The sequence below is a fragment of the Mucilaginibacter arboris genome (assembly GCF_009754915.1).
In the GTDB taxonomy this organism is placed as follows: domain Bacteria; phylum Bacteroidota; class Bacteroidia; order Sphingobacteriales; family Sphingobacteriaceae; genus Mucilaginibacter_A; species Mucilaginibacter_A arboris.
This window is the reverse complement of sequence record NZ_WPIK01000004.1, coordinates 280,732-298,014: the sequence shown is the minus strand read 5'-3', so window position 1 is coordinate 298,014 and position 17,283 is coordinate 280,732. Positions and strand designations below refer to the sequence as shown.

Below are 17,283 nucleotides of genomic sequence, written 5' to 3'. Positions count from 1 at the left end.
AAGAACAGTTTGGAATTATTGGTAAATAATTTTATTCAGGTTTATTATAATTTTATGGATTTCCCGTTTTCCAGAATTGTAATGTTCAAGCGTAAAAACATAATTATCACCTAAATCAGTGGTTTTAATTATTTTCGGGCCATAAAAAGGACCTAAGGAAAATACTTTAAAAATTGGTCCCTCGTCAGCCGGAGCATCAGTAACAGTAAAAAAATAAGTCTCTGAAATTTCATCATCACCTACAACGTGTGCACTGCCAGAACCATTACTGATTTTGAAAACATTTATTGTTAACTTTTTTCCGCTTATAACAATATGGCTTTGTAAACGGGTTAAAATCTCAACAACAGCCTTATTTGTTATTTCTTTTACTTCGGTTTTTTTTAAATGTTGAGAGTATGATGAGTGGAATAAAGTAAGCAGCAAAACAACAAAAGTGTATTTCATTTTCTAAATATTAGGTGATTATCAGTAAGGCTCTGTTTAAATTGATTCCAGGAAAAATCCTGATGCTTTTTTTACCGCATAAAAATAGGCATTTGCCCTTGCTGCCGCTACAAAAATCAAATGGCTTTACACATTTTTAGGTGATAAAAGAAGCATCGACAATAAATGGAACAAAGTTTAAACCGGCTTCTTAAGGAGAAAGAATTGTGGCTTATTTTTTCTTCGTACGTTCTTTTTTCTTGATAAAAAAGAACCAACGAAATCAAGAATGCCGGATCGCCTCCGGGCGGCATTCGTGCCTGCGCGCCTAAGGGGCTACCTTTCTGCCGCTGCATCAGTTGGCAATTTGGTCGTTTCCAACCGGAAAAAATCCTGATACTTCTTTTATCACCTAAAAATAGGCATTGCCCTTGCTGCCGCTACAAAAAGCAAACAGCCTTGCCGATTTTTAGGTGATAAAAGAAGCATGGCCAATAAAATGAATGGAACAAAGTTTAAACAGCTTCTAAGTAAAACAAAAAATTGAGGCCGTTAGGCCTCAATTTTGATATTTATCGAATCAAAAAACTAAGAAAGCAATTCAGAATCAATCGTAATCTCTGCAGCTTTTAAAACTTTAGAAACCGGGCAGTTTTCTTTGGCATCGGCAACCAAAGCATCAAATTTTTCTTTTGATAAGCCGGTTGCTTTTACTTTTACATCTAAATGAATGGTATCGATTTCGCCTTTTTCTGGGTTTAAGTTTACCGCTGCTTTCGTGGTAATTTCTTCCGGTGTAATGCCTTCCGCAGAAATGTTAAAGCTTAATTTCATAGCGAAACAGCTTGCATGTGCAGCAGCAATCAGTTCTTCGGGATTGGTACCAATGCCGTCTTCAAAACGGGTTTTGAAAGAATATTGGCTATCTTTTAATACGCCGCTTTGGGTGCTTAATTTTCCGGTCCCTTCTTTTCCGGTACCGTTCCAAACGGCAGTTGCATTTCTTTTCATTGTTGGTTTTTGTTGTTTGGTATGATAAAGTTACAATATGCAAAGATTGTTTGAAGCATGATCGGCAATCAGAAAAAATTAGAATTGAATGAAGAAAAACTTAGGCAGCAGCTTTTAAGATCAGCTCTTTTACGTGTGCAGTCATATTTATTTTTAAAGCTTCTTCAATTCCATGCGGCGAAATCTTCTTCAAGGTTTTCTGTAAAATATCAACCATCTTTTCTTCGCTGTGCTGTTTGGCAAAATCATCCAGGTAATATTCCACAAAAACGAGACAGATTACGTCTTCAATCAACTGCGTATCGGGGTTTTGATGCAGCTGTTTTTTCAGCAATAAGGCCTTTACTTTGCTGATCGTTTCTTCATCATAACTACAATCTTTCAAAATCGGTCCTGCAATTTTGGTATGATGCAGTTTAAGCTGACTTCTCCACATCAAATACCCCGCACGGTCCATCGGATAAGAATTACGGGCAATTTCCCAACGGCCAATATGCTGACAACGAACAGCCAGTTGCATGTATTCTGGTGCTTCTGGCGCATAATCGTTTAACTTTTTCGTCATCCTTTCGGCATACAATACTTCTTTTGCATAGGTTTTTCCTTCAAATTCTTCTGTGTTCGGATCAGTTGCATTATAAGCATCAAACTTTGCAAATGCTTTCTGTAATTTTTCGGATTTCTGCATTTATAAATGTAAAAGATTTAAACTGCTGATACTGTTTTTACCGGCTAAAAATTGGTGTTGCTTAAAATTAGTGTGCTTTTAAAACCTTAATGGTTACCAAAAGCTGGCCAACATGCCGTTGTGTATGCTCGGCGGCATGTATCAGCAAACCAAAAACGGTAGAGGGTAATTGTTTCCGGCCTACGCCTCTTGGTTCTGTTAAGGTATCTAAATTGATTGCTTTTAGTTTTTGAAGTGATGTTTCTATTTGATTGTTAAAAATAGTGACCAACTCCTGAACAAAATAGTTTTTATCCAGAATTTTTCCTTCGGATTGCAACCAATTCATTTGATTTTCATTTAAAGCTTTTCCTTCAGCATAAGTAAACATCCGATCAAGAACGCCAGTTAAATGTTGCAGATGAAAAGCGGGAGAAGCTGCGTCGCCAGGACGAAGAAAAAGCAAATCATCAGGAAAACCAAGCGTTATTTCGTTTACATCTTCCCTTGCCTGCATCAAGGCAAAAGCTATAGGTTGAAGGAGGACCGGAAAATCAGGGATCGGGCCGCGAAGCCAGACTTCCGGTTGTTTATTTTCTGCCATAGATACTGCTGGGTTTTTTTGATCAGAAAATATAACGAATACCGCACCAGGGAATTTCTTCCGTTAAAATATTGATGAAAGTATCAATCATCCTTTTTTTCATTTGTACTTTATACCGAATGTTGATCCCGCCAAACATACTGCGTTTCGTTTCCTGAAAATCTGGCATCCAAAGTAAATCTTCTGCCTTTGGGTTAATGCCGAGGTTTACGATATGCTGTGCTTCATTGTGTGTTAAAAAAATGACTTCGCATTGCATTTGCGCTTTCACTTCCGGCCTTACAATTGCATTTAGTTGCCTAAATAACTCTCTGTAATCATCGCGCCAGTCGCGGTCAGTATTTAAAACCCGGTTGTAAACAATTACAGGAGAAAAATTAACATGCACTTCGTAACCGGCATCATAAAATTCATTAATTGCCAAGAGCCTTTTTTCTATGCTGTCTGTCCGCACATCAACAAGTTTACTTACTTCCGCAGGCATTAAACTTAAGCGTATCCGTACTTTTTTCTGCGGATTAAAATCAAGCAAATCCCGGTTTACAAATTTGGTAGCAAAAGTAGCTTTTGCGCGAGGGTGGTTTTTGTAAAACTCCAATACTTCTTTTATGCCCTTAAAAATAGCATAATCAACAGAAAGATCAGAGTTGCAGCCTACATCATAAGTATAATAAACCGCATCAGTTTGGTTTGGAATTTTTGGCCAGGGCAGTTTCATTACGTGTTTGTCCACAGCTGTTAAAATTTCATCTGTATTGGTAAAAATGGTGATCGGGTTAATTTCTTTATGCCGGTCAACATAGCAATAGGCGCAACCACCGTAACAACCATTTGCTAAACTTGGCGCAATAAAATCAGAACTACGGCCGCTTTCCCTGATTTGCTTTGATTTTAATTTCCCCAAAACCAGCAAATCCGACTTGGCTTTGTAATGTTTCAATCCCATATCCGGCAATTTATTGTGCTGTTTCACCTCCTGTAAAACAGCATCCGGAAATTGCGCGGCTACATCTTTTGCCCGGTCATTTAAAGCATCAGGCGTAAAAAGAATTTGTTTCGGATTGAAATCAGGCATAATTACGGCTGTTTATCTAAAGCTGGTTTTTGCGGCGTTTGCGAAACCAACCAGCCGGTTGCATACCACCATTTAGACATTTTAGCGAGTTTGGCCATATCAATACGATCGGGTTCATCTTTTGGTGTATGATAATCAGCATGAAGCAAAGTGGTAAAAAAGATAGATGGAATGCCAACTTGCGCATAAGGCAAATGATCGCTGCGGAAATACCAGCCTTCCGGATGTTTGGCATCGTCCCAGGAAAAATCTACCTTAAAATGAGTAAGCTGAGCATTAGCCTTCATGGCCATATCCACTAACTGAGTTGAGTTTTTATGGGAAGTTGTACCCAATAAAGCAGCAGAATCTGGAGCATTTCGTCCGATCATATCGCCATTTAAAACAGCAACAATAGCTTCTTTAGGTACGGTTGGATGAACGGCATACCAACGCGAGCCCAATAAGCCGCGTTCTTCTGCGCCATGCCAAACAAATAAAGCTGAACGTTTTCCTGGTTTAGCTTTCCAGGCACGGGCAATTGCTAACATTCCTACGGTTACAGAAGCGTTATCATCAGCACCATTCCAGATAGAATCTTTACCAACTATGTTATAGCCTACGCCGTCATGATCGTGGTGGCCGCTGAATAAAACGTATTCTTTACGCAATTGGGCATCTGTACCTTCAACTTTGGCAACTACATTTACCGAAGGATATAAGTAATCATCAATTTTAAGATCAATTTTAGCTGAAGAATTATTTTGCTGCAGCATGTTGGAAGAAACTGAACGAACTAATATTACCGGAATAGGAGTGGCCATGTTAGTACGCGGAGCAGTTATAGGTAAGCCTTCATTTCTGTAAGTGCCTTTCTGGAAATTATTCCCCACAAAATCCAAAGCGTTTTGTGTAACATCATCAGCAATCAAAATAACTGCTGCTGCGCCTTTTCGCCTTAATACCATACTTTGCTGCCTGATTGCTAATGCTGTATAACGATAACCCCACAAGCTCATTCCTGGTGCAGGCAATGGTTTGGGGGCAACTATTTTTACAACTGCTATTTTGCCCTGTAAATTTTGCGTAGTATCAGCCATAGAATTCAGCCAAATTAAAGGAGCTTCTACATGAATTGTAATTGGCTGGGTTACCCAATAATCCTTCCATAACTCAAGCTTTTGGTTGTTAATTTGCAAAGTGCTAAGGCTTGAAGTTTGTGTGCGATGCATATTAAAAAACTGAAAATATGTGCCATCATCTCCGGCAGGTTTCAATCCAATTTCCTGTGCTTTTTGGGCTACCCATGCAGCAGCACGCATTTCATCTAAGGTTCCTGCCCTTCTTCCGCGGAAAGCATCTCCGGCTAATTCAAAAATATCTTTTTTAAGCTCTGCTTCTTTTATTAGGGATAATTCAGGAGGATTGGTTGACGAAGTTTTAGAAGCAACCTGGCCAAAGCTATGCAAAGAAATGCCTGCTAAAAGAAGTATGGTCAATGTTTTTTTCATGGATGCTGTGATTGGATAAGGCTGATACTGGTTTTATTGTTCGTGGTTTACAGGCAAATGAGGTTGATGCTGGTTATTCATCTGCTCAAAAAGCACTTCCCGTTTGGCATGTAAACCTTTTGCCTGCCCGATCGGCGCTTCAAAAACATCATTTTTTAACGCTTCCATCGCTTCTTCAATAAAATCCTTTATCGCCATGCCGCCGTGCGATTGTGTTTTATCTTCCCGACGATCATGCCCTAATTCTGTATCTACTGCAGGAGGCGCGACTTCAAAAACCTTAACCGAAGTATTTTTAAGCTGATGACGAAGCGATAAGGTAAGTGAGTGGACAGCAGCTTTTGTGGCGCAATAAACCGGCATAAAAGCAAGCGGAGCAAAAGCCAGTCCGGAAGAAATATTGATAACTGCAGCTTGTTGTTTAGTAACGAAATGTTGCGCAAATAAAGAAGTTAAATGTATGGGCGCAACTACATTGGTTTCGATTTCGTTTTGCACTCGGTTTAATTCAACCGGCGTTGTCATATCCGTTAACAATTGGACACCTGCATTATTGAGCAATACATTTACTTCCGGATGATTTTGCAAAACCCATTCAGCTAATGCTTTTCGGTCTTCCGCTTTAGAAACATCACAAGTTCTGGTAATTAATTCCGGATGTTTTTCGCTTAATGCCTTTAGTCGCTCTTCGCGCCGGCCGCAAATAATCACTTTGCTGCCTGCTGCCATAAATTTTTCGGCAAAAGCCAAACCAATTCCGGATGTACCGCCGGTTATTAAAATAGTATTGTTGGATAATTGCATATGCTTCTTTTACGAGTAAAATGTATGTAAATGAAAGAAGCAGATGCAAGAATTTGTTTGTAAATTTAATTTTACCGAAAAGATAAGTTATAGTATGAAAATTGAGATTGTTAGGTGAATAATTTTCATTTATATAAATGAATAAATTGGTTGGCCGGATCTTGGTTATAATATCTTTTTCCCAAATAATCCATATAAGGAGAATTATTGGCTGTAGATAAAATACAATCTACTTTTTTATTAAAACGGTAACCGCTATTTTTGGTATAGTTATCTACGTTAAGATAAATAGGGTTGAGTGCCTTGCTGTAACAATCAGTAAAAAAAGCATATACCCAACTTTCTGTCCCCATAATCAACCCAATATTTTGATAACCTGCAGATTTTATCTTATAGTTTACTACCCTATATTCATTATATAAAAATGGTTTACTGATAAAATATTTTTCATATCTGTTTTCTTTAAGTTTAGCATTGTAAGGTGTATTTAGATTACCTAAAACAATCATAAGTGCATAAAGAAAAATGAATGGTGAAAACCAGTAAAATACTTTCTTCAATTTTACATTCACTAAACTTAGTGCGTAAACTATCAGTGGAATCGCTAATAAAAACATAGAAGTATGCAATCTGGTATGAAAAGGTTGATACTTTAAATAGAAGCTGAAGAATAAACCTTGAAATATTATTGTAAAAGCCAGCAATCGTACATATAGGTTCAATTTTCGCTTAAAACTCAGGCTAATGATGATTAAAGAAATCGTAATTAAAATTAAATGTATAAAATTTGGAGCTGCATCTTCATGGTCCGGATTATATAAAGTATCATATTTATCACTAAAAGCATTGTTTGCCGGATCATCAATATCTACTCCGGCAATTTTGTGTAAACGCATAATAGTATGCGCAGCAACGACAGATAATGGTTTTAGGTGGAGCAATCCAATATGAACCCCCGCATTTTTAATTACGCTGGAAAGAAACAATTTGGCATTCATTTTTTCATTGGTATAAGTACCATATTGCTTTTGATCATAGCCAAAAAGATTATTACTGAGTTGATAGTTACGGTGATAAAACCCAATATTAATTGTTAAGAACATTAATCCGGCAAGCAGGGAAAATTTAAGGTAATTATAGTTTTTGGTTTTATACAACTGGATTAGCATACTAATACCATAGATTATTAAGATAGCTGGTAAATAAATGTAGGCAGTAGCTTTGGTTAGTATTCCAAGTCCAACTGCTAAACCAAAAGCAAAAGCATTTTTTAAAGAAAATTGTCTGATTGATTTTATTGCGAAGTAGAAAGCAGCTATAACAAAAAAAGCTACCACCAAATCGTTTTGAGTACTTGTTGCCTGTAGTACAGCTTCAGGAATTGTTAAGGCTAAGAAAATGGTTAAGACTTTATATGAAGTGCTTAAACCCAAAATGTCAACAATAGAAACCAAGCCAACAACTGAAAATATCAATGCTAAAAACTGTACAGAATTTGAAAAATAATCAGCCCGGTTTAAAATATTAAAGTTCATAGCCAGATATTCTGCAAAAGGGGGCATATAAATTTGCCATACCACACTGGTTGGATAATGGGCGACAGACTGATGTCCTATCCAACTTGGAACTCTTGCTAAATGATAATTCATGGAGTCCCAATTATTAGGAGGATAAACAATACCTTGAATAAATACAAGTATGAGAATAAGCAATACAGCCACCAATAAACTTTTTTCGTAAAAACTTCTCGTTTTTATTTTCAGGTAAGTTTCATAAATCCGAAGTTTTAAGTAATTATAAAAAACTTTTAATTTTTCTTTTTCCAAATACAGATAAATAAGATTTATAACCGTGACAGTTGTCCAAGAAAGTAAAATGGCTAAAAAATTTAAAATATAAAACAAACTCAGTATTTCTGTAATCAAAACCAAAAATCCACAGAAAACAAGAACACTGATCAGGATAATTTCCTTCGTGTTACTAAGAGGTTTTAATATGATACCTACATTAAATAGTATTGCAATAAAGCAGATAATCAGTAAAAGTATGGCCATAGTTTTTGTTTATGAAATTGATAGTTTTAAAATAAAATTCCTTGCTAATAATCAAGCTTTTTCTTTTTTACGTAAAATAAGAAATTGTAGATAAAGGAATTTAAAAATTTGAACATTAATCATACGTTCTTAAAACCTTATCTTTGAAACATCCATGGCATTCCTTTATCCCGCATTTCTGTTTGCTTTGCTGGCGCTGGCCATTCCGGTCATCATCCACCTGTTTAATTTCCGGCAGTATAAAAAAGTTTACTTTTCCAATGTTCAGTTTTTAAAGGATGTGCAAAAGCAGCAATCATCGCGCAGCAACCTTAAAAACCGTTTAATCCTGGCAGCACGTTTACTGGCATTGGCTTTTTTAGTGCTGGCTTTTGCAAAACCATATTTACCAGTAGGAAACCAGGAAAATGCAGGCCAGCAGCGCGCAATCAGTATTTTTGTGGATAATTCTTATTCCATGCAAACACTTAACCGCGAAGGTTCTTTGCTGGATGAAACAAAGCGGCGAGCAAAAGAAATTGCTTCTGCGTATTCTATTAATGATCGTTTTCAGTTAATTACACAAGATTTTGAAGGCAAACAGCAACGTTTTCTCAACCGCGAAGAGTTTAACCAGGCGGTTGATGAAGTAAAAATTAGTCCGCAAAGCAGAACTTTGCAGCAAATTTTTAACCGGCAGCAAGGATTATTCGATACTCAGAAAAATACAATTCCAATCATTTATCTCATTTCAGATTTTCAAAAAAACATTGCTAAAAACAGCATCGCCGCAGGTAATAAAACAAAGATTACGCTGGTTCGGATCAAAGCAAGTCCGCTTCCTAATATCGCGGTCGATTCTGTCTGGATGCTTTCTCCGTTACATCAGCCTGATGCCGCCGAAAAATTAGTAGTCCGGTTGCATAATTATGGTAATGAAAAAGCAGGAAAAATTCCTGTAAAATTGGTAATTAACGGGCAAACGAAAGCATTGGGAAGTTATGATCTGACTGCAAAAAGTTCCAGGCAGGACACACTGCGTTTTTCCGGATTAAAAGCAGGCTGGCAAAAAGGCGAGATCAGTTTAAATGATAACCCGGTTACGTTTGATAATCATTTTTATTTTACGTTCCGGGTGCAGCAGCAACTGCCCGTTTTGCAGATCACAGATCAGGTTCCGAACAAATATTTAAGCGCTGTTTTTGCTTCGGATGCTTTTTTTAAGGCAGATTTTTCTTCGGCAGGAAATCTAAACTATTCGAGTTTAAACCATTATCCGGTTATTTATTTTAGTGACGTAAAAGAAGTATCAGTCGGGCTGGCGCAGCAATTGCAAAATTATGTAAAACAGGGCGGTACGCTGGTTATTTTTCCTGCTGCGGATAATGCAAATCTGGTTTCTTATCAAAACCTGCTTCAGCCTTTAAATGCAGATTATCCTGTCAGGTTAATTACTGATAGCACAAAAGTTACGTCAATCAACCTGAGGCATCCGCTTTTTAAAGATGTTTTTGAGAAGATGCCCGAAAACCCGGATCTGCCTCAAGTTAAAAAATACTACGAATTGAGTTCCAATCAGCGTAATTTGAGAAATAATTTGCTGGAATTGCCCGGAAGAACGGCTTTTTTAAGTGTTTACAACAGCGGCAAGGGCAAAGTTTACCTTGCTGCTGTTCCGCCGGATGAAAGTTTTAGCAACCTGCAACATCACGCGCTTTTTGTGCCTTTACTGTTCCGGATGGCTTTATTAAGTGGGCACAATCAGCCTTTGTTTTATACTTTAGGCGACAACGAACAGATGGAAATTGCACCGGTCACCAAAATAGACGAGCAGCCGTTGCACCTGCAAAAAGGACAAATTTCGCTTATTCCCGATGTTCGCCAGGTTAACGGAAATACGGTTCTTTATCTCGCAGACCAGGTTCGGGAAACAGGAAATTATCAACTGACAAGAAAAGACAGTGTGTTAGCGCAAATTGCTTTTAATGATAACCGGCAGGAATCAGACCTGGATTACCTGACGGACCAGGAACTGGGTAACTATTTTTCTGCCATAAAAACAGTATCGTATTTGCCTGCCGGAGGATTATCTTTAACAAAGCAAGTGGCAGAAGTAAATTCGGGCGTGCAGTTATGGAAACTTTGCCTAATTTTGGCGCTGCTGTTTCTGGCTGCCGAAGTGCTGCTGATCAGGTTTTATAAAGTAAACCGCCAACAAGCAAAGCTGGCAGTTTAGTTTTAAAATGTACACAAGCGTTAAAATCAATGAATCTGCTCTTTAAATCTGTTACAATTGCTGATCCGAATGCTGTTTTTAACAGACAAAAAACTGATGTTTTGGTAAAAGACGGAAAAATTGCCCGCATTGCAACGGATATTCAAACTGATGCAGAAATAATAGATGGAAAAGGTTGTTATTTGGCGCCAGGTTTTTTTGATTTAAACTGCAATTTCGGCGAATTAGGGCTGGAAACCAAAGAAGATATGCAAACCGGAACGCTTGCAGCATCAGCCGGTGGTTTTACCGGCGTAGCTTTAATGCCTAACATGCAGCCGGCTGTTCATTCTAAATCCGAAGTACAATATCTGCTCAACCAATCCCGCGGAAATTTGGTAAATGTATATCCGCTTGGCGCTATCTCTCATAAAACGGAGGGAAAAGATCTGGCAGAACTTTACGATATGTACAGTTCCGGAGCTTTGGCTTTTACAGATGGAAACCGGCCGGTACAAGATGCAGGTTTGATGGAACGTGCCTTATTATATGCACAAGGTTTTGAAGGTTTGATTTTTTCTTATCCTGAAGACCTTTCCATCGCTGGAAAAGCAAAAGTGCACGAAGGCGTCGTGAGCACTTTATTAGGAATGAAAGGTATTCCGGCATTGGCAGAAGAACTGATGATTTCCCGAGATTTATATCTGGCCGAATACACCAATTCCAAACTTCATTTTACAACCATTTCTACCGCGCAGGCAGTAGAACAAATTCGCAACGCAAAAGCAAAAGGGTTAAAAGTTACCTGCGATGTGGCCGCACATCATTTGGTTCTTACGGATGAAGCTTTAATGGGTTTTGATAGTTTATATAAGGTAAAACCACCTTTGCGTACCCAGGAAGATGTGGACGCGCTATTGCAAGGTTTGCGTGATGGAACGATAGATGCTATTGTTTCGCAGCATACGCCGCACGAAACAGAACTTAAAGAAGTAGAGTTTGAAGTAGCCGAATTTGGTATGATAGGTTTACAAACTACTTTTTCATTGGCGGTACAATCAGGTTTGGATTTGGAACTGATTGTGGAGAAAATGGCTATCAATCCGCGTAAAATTTTAGGCATAAAAGAAGCATCCGTCAACGAAGGAGAAACCGCAAATTTAGTTCTGCTTGATCCGGAAACAACATGGAATTATACACGGGAAAATAATTTATCAAAATCCTACAATTCTCCTTTTATTGGCAGCGAAATGAAGGGCAAAGTGTTACTTACTATCAACAATAATCAAATTTATAAATCTGCATAAAATGATCGACCCCAAAATAAAAAAGGCTTTTGAAGCTGCATTTAAATATATTAAACCTGTTAATCCTAACAACAGGGAAGCTGTTAAAGGTGAAATTTTAACTGTCTTTGAATCTGATCTTACGTTTTTGCAGAAAGTGAAAGCAATGGACGAGGTGTTTAATGCCAACCCAAAGCTGGACCATTTACGCGAAATCTTTTTTGATCTGTTGCTGGTTAATTTCTTTAGTGCGGATGTTAAAAAGCTGGACGATGATTATTTAGATTCGCCGGAATGGGAAAAGATTGAAGAAGAAACGCTTGACCGCGGCACCGAACTGCTCAACGTTTTGTTGTATTTGAATGAGTGCGAAGACGAAGAAATTGAGCCGGAGCTAAACGATTATTTAACCGAGTTTTTACTGGTTGATGAAGACGAGTTTCAGGATGAGCACCGCATTTACGAACCCATAATTGCCAACCAGATATTAATGGACAGCGGTTTGGAAGAAATAGGAAATGTTGCCAGGAACCTGCCCGATGACGAGGAAATAAAAGAATTGTTTTACCCGATCATGTGCTTCTTTTACGATACAAATCCTACAGAAGAAACTAAAAAAGAAGCTGCGGAAAATGCTGTTGAGCCAGATTTTGACCTTCCGGTCCTGGAGATCATGCTAAACTTTAATTCTTAAAATTAAATTTTTGATGCAGGATTTAAACCGGCAAATCAGGATAAAAGGTGCCATTTATGGAATTGTGCTGGGCGTAATTATTTTAGCGCTCAATCTTATTTCGTATTTTATAATGGTTAAGCTCAATACGCCCAAGTGGGTTACAGCTTTTAGTCAGCCTTTATTTACCAACGTTCTGCCGATAGTTGCCGCTGCCCTAATTTGTTTTCGCCTGAGAAAAAAAATAGGCGGATACTGGACTTTAAGGCAAGCTTCCTCCGGGATATTTGCCATGTTTTTAACCTCTTACCTTATCTTTTTTTTCGGGATGCTTTTGTATTCTAAAGTAATCGATCCGGCAATGGCACTTAATATCGAGAACAAAATAGAATCGGTAAAAGCAGCAATCAGGAAAGATCAGGGAGTTAGTCAGCAGCATATTGACGAGGAAACCAAAGGACTTCGGAAAGATTTTAACGAAAGAGAAAATACAAGCGTTTTAAGGTCAGTCCAGAGCTTTGGCATCGTCATCGTGCTGGTATTCTTAGCTTCGCTTATTTTTGCTGCGCTGTTTAAAAATGATCCGCCTGCTTATGTTGCACCCAACAAAAAACAATAATTTATACGATAAAAGAAGCATGGCAGTGCGAACTGCCGATTTGATTGAGAGAATGGATATTTCAGTAGTTGTACCTTTGTTTAATGAAGCCGAATCGTTGCCCGAATTGACGGATTGGATCAGGCGTGTAATGAAAGCAAATGGGTTTACGTACGAAATTATTTTGGTCGATGATGGCAGCAACGATGGGTCTTGGGAAGTGATTGGGCAATTGTACGAGCAAAACCCATTTATCAGAGGTATTAAGTTCCGTCGGAATTACGGAAAATCTGCCGCTTTAAATGTTGGTTTTGAAGCTACGCGCGGCGATGTTGTCATTACAATGGATGCCGATTTGCAGGATTCTCCGGAGGAAATCCCTGAACTGTACCGAAAAATCAAGGAAGAAAAATTTGATCTGGTTTCCGGATGGAAAGCAAAACGGTATGATCCGCTTAGCAAAACTATTCCTACAAAACTGTTTAACGCGGCAACCCGCAGCATGTCGGGCATTCATAATTTGCATGATTTTAATTGTGGATTAAAAGCTTACAGAAAAGAAGTTGTTAAAAACATAGAAGTTTACGGCGAAATGCACCGTTATATTCCGGTGCTGGCAAAATGGGCTGGTTTTACTAAAATAACAGAACAAGTTGTAGAACATCGTTCCCGAAAATATGGCGTTACTAAATTTGGTTTCAGCAGGTTTATTAATGGTTTTCTGGATTTGCTTTCGATATTTTTTGTTGGCAAGTTCTCGAAACGGCCAATGCACTTTTTCGGCACATTAGGTACGCTTTGTTTTTTGACCGGTTTAGGTATTATCGTATGGCTGATTGGTTCTAAATTGTATGATATTGCTAACCATGTTAAATACCGAAATGTAACCGATAATACCTTGTTTTACATTGCTTTGGTTGCCGTAATTTTAGGTTCTCAATTGTTTTTAACTGGTTTTGTTGCTGAGATGATCTCCAGGAATTCTCCTGAAAGAAACCATTACCAGATTGATAAAACGATATAAGAATTAAGGATGCTTCTTTTATCGCCTAAAATCAGACTAATTTGCCTAAACTTATCTTGGATAAGTAATTCTTTAAAGTTTATAATATTAAGTTTAGCGACATTAAAATGTTGTAACTATTTTATTTGACATTGGTTAACCTATAGCTTAATTTTGTGAAAAGAAAATGTATTATTTATAAGTCTTCTGAAAGATTTAACAGGCATATAGCTATCGATTTTGAAGAAGCGAAAGAAATAATAGATTTTTTAGAAGATGTGAAGTGTAATAAAAAGTTTGAATATATTTCTGATAGGATTTTAGAACAAGCATCTATGTATTATGATGATTATGAACAGATAGAAAGTAACATTACATGTATGAGATTTTTTCCAAATGGTATCAATGCAAGAATATATTGTCAAGAGGTTACTATTCATGGTGAGATATTTTGCATAGTAATGTCTAAATATCTACTTAAAAAATCAAATAGTATAAATAAATTTATTCAATCAAAAATTGACGCTTTAAAAAGTTATGAGTATGAAATCGAATATTGCTAAAGAAGAAATCAAAAACAGACTTCAATCATTAAAAATCTCAAAGACAGAAGAACAGCTAATTGAACGTGACTCTTTGATTTTACAAGCAAATTATTTATCTGAAATAGAACGCATATCAAAAGAAAACGGGTTTAATAGGAAAGACCTTGCAATTAAAATTAAGACATCCCCAAGTTATTTAACCCAAGTTTTTAGAGGTGATAAACCATTAAACTTTTTGACTTTAGCAAAAATTAAAAGGGCATTAAATTTAAAGTTTGAAGTAAAAGCAGAATTGATTGCTGAACAAAAAACTCAAATTATTAGTGATTTTAGTATCTTGTCTTCAATTAAAGAAAATAATTTGACCACAATAAACATTAATGTTATACAACAGTATAGTTCACAAAAAGAATCAGTAGTTATGGAAGATTTTATACCTATTAATTACAAAGATGTACAAACTCCCAGCTACGAGATGACACTACAAAAGTTTCAAATTACAAAGCAAATAGCTTAATATGACAACCGAAGAACTCCCGCCTTTTCAGTTTAGCATAATGAGAATCTTAGATTGTGGGTTTATGATTGAAGAGGCTATAAGCCCAGAAAATAACAATATCCAAATCGGTTATGGAATGAGTTTTACTTTTGACACTCAAAATGATTGGATTGAATATCTTATACGAACAGATTTTAGAGAAAAAGACTCAAATATAAAATTCCTGTCTGGAACAGTATTAACTAGATTTAATATAGCCAATTTAGTAAGTTTCGTTGATGAAAATCAAAAAATAAATTTCCCAGATGGTTCATTAGAAATCTTATTTGGTATAGCGTTTGGTCACATGAGGGCAATAGTGTCAAAAAATATAGCAGGAAGTAGGTTTAGCCATTTTATAATTCCGATTATTAATCAGCAAAGTCTATTTAAAGAATTATTAGAAGCCAATATAGAAAGAGTAAAAAAAATTAGAGAGACCGAACTTATTAAAAAAGAAGATAAGATAAGGAATTAAATGCTTCTCGAATTTTCTCTTGTCCCAACTTATAGACAGTTATACTTATAGACAGTTATAGTTAGCCTGTGAAGGAGTTAGGAGGATTATAAGCAGAGTTAATTATAAATGAATACTTTCTAACCCTCGCTGTCTTTAACCAAATAATGTTTTTTTCGATTATCATTCCGCTTTACAATCGTCCGCAAGAAATCCGCGAACTGTTGGAAACATTAGTGCTTCAAACTTATAAAGCGTTTGAAGTTTTGGTGATTGAAGACGGATCAAAACTGGATGCAGCAGCCGTAATGGAAGATTTTAAAGATCGCCTCGACTTAAAATATTATGTTAAACCAAACAGCGGACAAGGTTTTAGCCGGAATTTTGGTTTTGAAAGAGCAAACGGAGATTACTTTATCATTTTTGATTCTGATTGTTTAATTCCTCCTGATTACTTAGAAATTGTAAACCGGGAAATTATTGCACAACATCTCGATGCTTACGGTGGCCCGGATGCTTCCCATGATTCGTTTTCGCCCGTACAAAAAGCAATCAGCTATTCCATGACTTCGCCTTTTACTACAGGAGGCATCCGTGGCGGAGAAAAACGGATTGGCGATTTCCATCCGCGCAGCTTTAACATGGGTTTATCGCGGAAAGTTTACGAGAAAACAGGCGGTTTCATTATCACACGTTTGGGAGAAGACATTGAACTAAGCATCCGGATACATCAATTAGGTTTTAAAACAGGCTTAATCCCCGAAGCAAAAGTTTACCATAAACGGCGCACCAGCTTTTTTCAGTTCTACAAACAAATCCATTTTTTTGGCCGTGCGCGCATCAATATTTATAAGTTTTTTCCTTCGGGATTAAAACCAGTCCACTTTTTTCCGGCCGTATTTACTTTAGGATTGATCTTTTCTTTAATTGCAAATTTGCTCAACTGGCCCATTGCAGGGCTTTGTAATTTTTTGTTGGCACTATTTATTTTGTTAATATTTTTTCATTCCTGGATGAGGAATAAATCAGCAAAAGTTGCATTTTTGAGCATATTTGCCGCGTTTATTCAGCTAACCGCTTACGGGCTTGGTTTTATGCAGGATTTCTGGAAAAGGATAATATTAAACAACTCATAAGCTATGTATCACCCGTTTTCCATCGCAGAAACTTTTAAAACTGCATGGGATGTTACTAAAAAAAATTTTCTCACCATCATCATTTATACTGCAATTGTTACCGTTGTGCTGGGCACTGTGCAGTTTTTTAATGCTTTTGTAGATGTTAGCAATGATGCTTTTGCAGAATTCCTGGTGTTTTTGATCCTGATGATCATTCAAACTTATGCCACTTTGGGTTTGTATAAATTGATTTTTACGTTAATTGATAACGAATATTATGAGTTTGAATTTGCGCAATTAGTACCCACTATTAAAATGGTGTTTAGCTTTATTGCCATTTGCCTTTTCCTTGCTTTTGCCATTGTAACGTTAAACTTGCTTATTGAAAAAGGGCTGCAAAGTTATCCGGAAAACGTAACAAAAGTTGTACAGGTGTTGGAAGTAATGCTGATTTTATATGCAGCATTGCGTTATATGTTTTGCGCTTGTTTTATTGTGGATGATAACTCCGGCCCGATCGAGTCTTTACGCCAAAGCAGATTGCTTACTAAGTCGCACATGCTGCATTTGCTGGCTTTGTTAGGGATTATGGTTTTGGTAATTGCCATTGGGTTTTTCCTCATTGGTAAAGCCATCCTTATTTTATACCCGTTTGTTAACGTAATCGTAATTGTTACTTACCGTAAGTTAGTTTACAGTAACCTGGATGTGGACGATGACGTAGCCGAAACGCACTGATT

18 protein-coding genes are annotated in these 17,283 nt (G+C 37.1%); 10 read left to right on the top strand and 8 right to left on the bottom strand.

All coding sequences use genetic code 11. The features are described from left to right. Positions 1–15 precede the first annotated feature (15 nt). The 8 genes from GO621_RS06100 to GO621_RS06065 all read right to left on the bottom strand — a co-directional run bounded on the left by GO621_RS06100 (position 16) and on the right by GO621_RS06065 (position 8,131). Entirely contained in the window at positions 16–447 is a 432-nt protein-coding gene (locus tag GO621_RS06100; protein WP_157565153.1) for a hypothetical protein, read from the bottom strand. Between the two features lie 567 nt (positions 448–1,014). Beyond that, on the bottom strand, positions 1,015–1,437 hold the full coding sequence (locus tag GO621_RS06095) for an OsmC family protein (protein WP_157565151.1): 423 nt from the start codon (positions 1,435–1,437) through the stop codon (positions 1,015–1,017). A gap of 100 nt (positions 1,438–1,537) precedes the next feature. Further along, on the bottom strand, positions 1,538–2,125 hold the full coding sequence (locus GO621_RS06090) for a DUF4202 domain-containing protein (RefSeq protein WP_157565149.1): 588 nt from the start codon (positions 2,123–2,125) through the stop codon (positions 1,538–1,540). Positions 2,126–2,192: 67 nt separating this feature from the next. Continuing rightward, complete coding sequence (locus GO621_RS06085; protein ID WP_157565147.1) at positions 2,193–2,708, bottom strand: DinB family protein; 516 nt, start codon at positions 2,706–2,708, stop codon at positions 2,193–2,195. Between the two features lie 22 nt (positions 2,709–2,730). Then, a complete protein-coding gene (locus GO621_RS06080) occupies positions 2,731–3,783 on the bottom strand; it encodes a spore photoproduct lyase family protein (RefSeq protein WP_157565146.1) in 1,053 nt (350 codons plus the stop codon). A gap of 2 nt (positions 3,784–3,785) precedes the next feature. Next, positions 3,786–5,273: a M28 family metallopeptidase gene (locus GO621_RS06075; protein WP_157565144.1), complete on the bottom strand. Its 1,488-nt coding sequence runs from the start codon at positions 5,271–5,273 to the stop codon at positions 3,786–3,788. Positions 5,274–5,306: 33 nt separating this feature from the next. Beyond that, positions 5,307–6,077 (bottom strand): SDR family oxidoreductase, encoded by a 771-nt coding sequence (locus GO621_RS06070; protein WP_157565142.1) that lies wholly within the window; start codon positions 6,075–6,077, stop codon positions 5,307–5,309. 125 nt (positions 6,078–6,202) lie between these two features. Beyond that, positions 6,203–8,131 carry an ArnT family glycosyltransferase gene (locus GO621_RS06065; protein ID WP_157565140.1) on the bottom strand — a complete coding sequence of 643 codons (1,929 nt, stop codon included), beginning with the start codon at positions 8,129–8,131 and terminating at the stop codon, positions 6,203–6,205. 154 nt (positions 8,132–8,285) lie between these two features. Here GO621_RS06065 and GO621_RS06060 point away from each other — a divergent pair, with 154 nt between their 5' ends. From GO621_RS06060 to GO621_RS06015, 10 genes are all read left to right on the top strand, one after another. Continuing rightward, a complete protein-coding gene (locus GO621_RS06060; RefSeq protein ID WP_157565138.1) occupies positions 8,286–10,346 on the top strand; it encodes a BatA domain-containing protein in 2,061 nt (686 codons plus the stop codon). 29 nt (positions 10,347–10,375) lie between these two features. Then, positions 10,376–11,632, top strand: coding sequence for a dihydroorotase (locus GO621_RS06055; RefSeq protein WP_157565137.1), 1,257 nt, complete (start codon positions 10,376–10,378; stop codon positions 11,630–11,632). 1 nt (position 11,633) lies between these two features. Continuing rightward, entirely contained in the window at positions 11,634–12,305 is a 672-nt protein-coding gene (locus GO621_RS06050) for a hypothetical protein (RefSeq protein ID WP_157565136.1), read from the top strand. Between the two features lie 13 nt (positions 12,306–12,318). Continuing rightward, the gene (locus GO621_RS06045) at positions 12,319–12,903 is read left to right on the top strand and encodes a DUF4199 domain-containing protein (RefSeq protein ID WP_198170151.1); all 585 of its coding nucleotides are present in this window, start codon (positions 12,319–12,321) and stop codon (positions 12,901–12,903) included. Between the two features lie 52 nt (positions 12,904–12,955). After that, a complete protein-coding gene (locus tag GO621_RS06040) occupies positions 12,956–13,906 on the top strand; it encodes a glycosyltransferase family 2 protein (protein ID WP_157565229.1) in 951 nt (316 codons plus the stop codon). Between the two features lie 155 nt (positions 13,907–14,061). Beyond that, on the top strand, positions 14,062–14,448 hold the full coding sequence (locus GO621_RS06035) for a hypothetical protein (RefSeq protein ID WP_157565134.1): 387 nt from the start codon (positions 14,062–14,064) through the stop codon (positions 14,446–14,448). Next, a complete protein-coding gene (locus GO621_RS06030; RefSeq protein WP_157565133.1) occupies positions 14,429–14,947 on the top strand; it encodes a helix-turn-helix domain-containing protein in 519 nt (172 codons plus the stop codon). The genes GO621_RS06035 and GO621_RS06030 overlap by 20 nt, the downstream gene beginning before the upstream one ends. 1 nt (position 14,948) lies before the next feature. Beyond that, the gene (locus GO621_RS06025; protein WP_157565132.1) at positions 14,949–15,446 is read left to right on the top strand and encodes a hypothetical protein; all 498 of its coding nucleotides are present in this window, start codon (positions 14,949–14,951) and stop codon (positions 15,444–15,446) included. A gap of 146 nt (positions 15,447–15,592) precedes the next feature. Continuing rightward, positions 15,593–16,561, top strand: coding sequence for a glycosyltransferase (locus tag GO621_RS06020; protein WP_157565131.1), 969 nt, complete (start codon positions 15,593–15,595; stop codon positions 16,559–16,561). Positions 16,562–16,564: 3 nt separating this feature from the next. Continuing rightward, complete coding sequence (locus tag GO621_RS06015) at positions 16,565–17,281, top strand: hypothetical protein (RefSeq protein WP_157565129.1); 717 nt, start codon at positions 16,565–16,567, stop codon at positions 17,279–17,281. Positions 17,282–17,283 lie beyond the last annotated feature (2 nt).

Excerpts from the sequence above, each read along its gene's own strand:
- GO621_RS06070 (WP_157565142.1), bottom strand. The coding sequence starts at position 6,077 with ATGCAATTATCCAACAATACTATTTTAATAACCGGCGGTACATCCGGA.
- GO621_RS06020 (WP_157565131.1), top strand. The coding sequence starts at position 15,593 with ATGTTTTTTTCGATTATCATTCCGCTTTACAATCGTCCGCAAGAAATC.
- GO621_RS06055 (WP_157565137.1), top strand. The coding sequence starts at position 10,376 with ATGAATCTGCTCTTTAAATCTGTTACAATTGCTGATCCGAATGCTGTT.
- GO621_RS06100 (WP_157565153.1), bottom strand. The coding sequence starts at position 447 with ATGAAATACACTTTTGTTGTTTTGCTGCTTACTTTATTCCACTCATCA.
- GO621_RS06040 (WP_157565229.1), top strand. The coding sequence starts at position 12,956 with ATGGATATTTCAGTAGTTGTACCTTTGTTTAATGAAGCCGAATCGTTG.
- GO621_RS06060 (WP_157565138.1), top strand. The coding sequence starts at position 8,286 with ATGGCATTCCTTTATCCCGCATTTCTGTTTGCTTTGCTGGCGCTGGCC.
- GO621_RS06025 (WP_157565132.1), top strand. The coding sequence starts at position 14,949 with ATGACAACCGAAGAACTCCCGCCTTTTCAGTTTAGCATAATGAGAATC.
- GO621_RS06050 (WP_157565136.1), top strand. The coding sequence starts at position 11,634 with ATGATCGACCCCAAAATAAAAAAGGCTTTTGAAGCTGCATTTAAATAT.
- GO621_RS06085 (WP_157565147.1), bottom strand. The coding sequence starts at position 2,708 with ATGGCAGAAAATAAACAACCGGAAGTCTGGCTTCGCGGCCCGATCCCT.
- GO621_RS06015 (WP_157565129.1), top strand. The coding sequence starts at position 16,565 with ATGTATCACCCGTTTTCCATCGCAGAAACTTTTAAAACTGCATGGGAT.
- GO621_RS06030 (WP_157565133.1), top strand. The coding sequence starts at position 14,429 with ATGAAATCGAATATTGCTAAAGAAGAAATCAAAAACAGACTTCAATCA.
- GO621_RS06045 (WP_198170151.1), top strand. The coding sequence starts at position 12,319 with ATGCAGGATTTAAACCGGCAAATCAGGATAAAAGGTGCCATTTATGGA.
- GO621_RS06065 (WP_157565140.1), bottom strand. The coding sequence starts at position 8,131 with ATGGCCATACTTTTACTGATTATCTGCTTTATTGCAATACTATTTAAT.
- GO621_RS06095 (WP_157565151.1), bottom strand. The coding sequence starts at position 1,437 with ATGAAAAGAAATGCAACTGCCGTTTGGAACGGTACCGGAAAAGAAGGG.
- GO621_RS06090 (WP_157565149.1), bottom strand. The coding sequence starts at position 2,125 with ATGCAGAAATCCGAAAAATTACAGAAAGCATTTGCAAAGTTTGATGCT.
- GO621_RS06075 (WP_157565144.1), bottom strand. The coding sequence starts at position 5,273 with ATGAAAAAAACATTGACCATACTTCTTTTAGCAGGCATTTCTTTGCAT.
- GO621_RS06080 (WP_157565146.1), bottom strand. The coding sequence starts at position 3,783 with ATGCCTGATTTCAATCCGAAACAAATTCTTTTTACGCCTGATGCTTTA.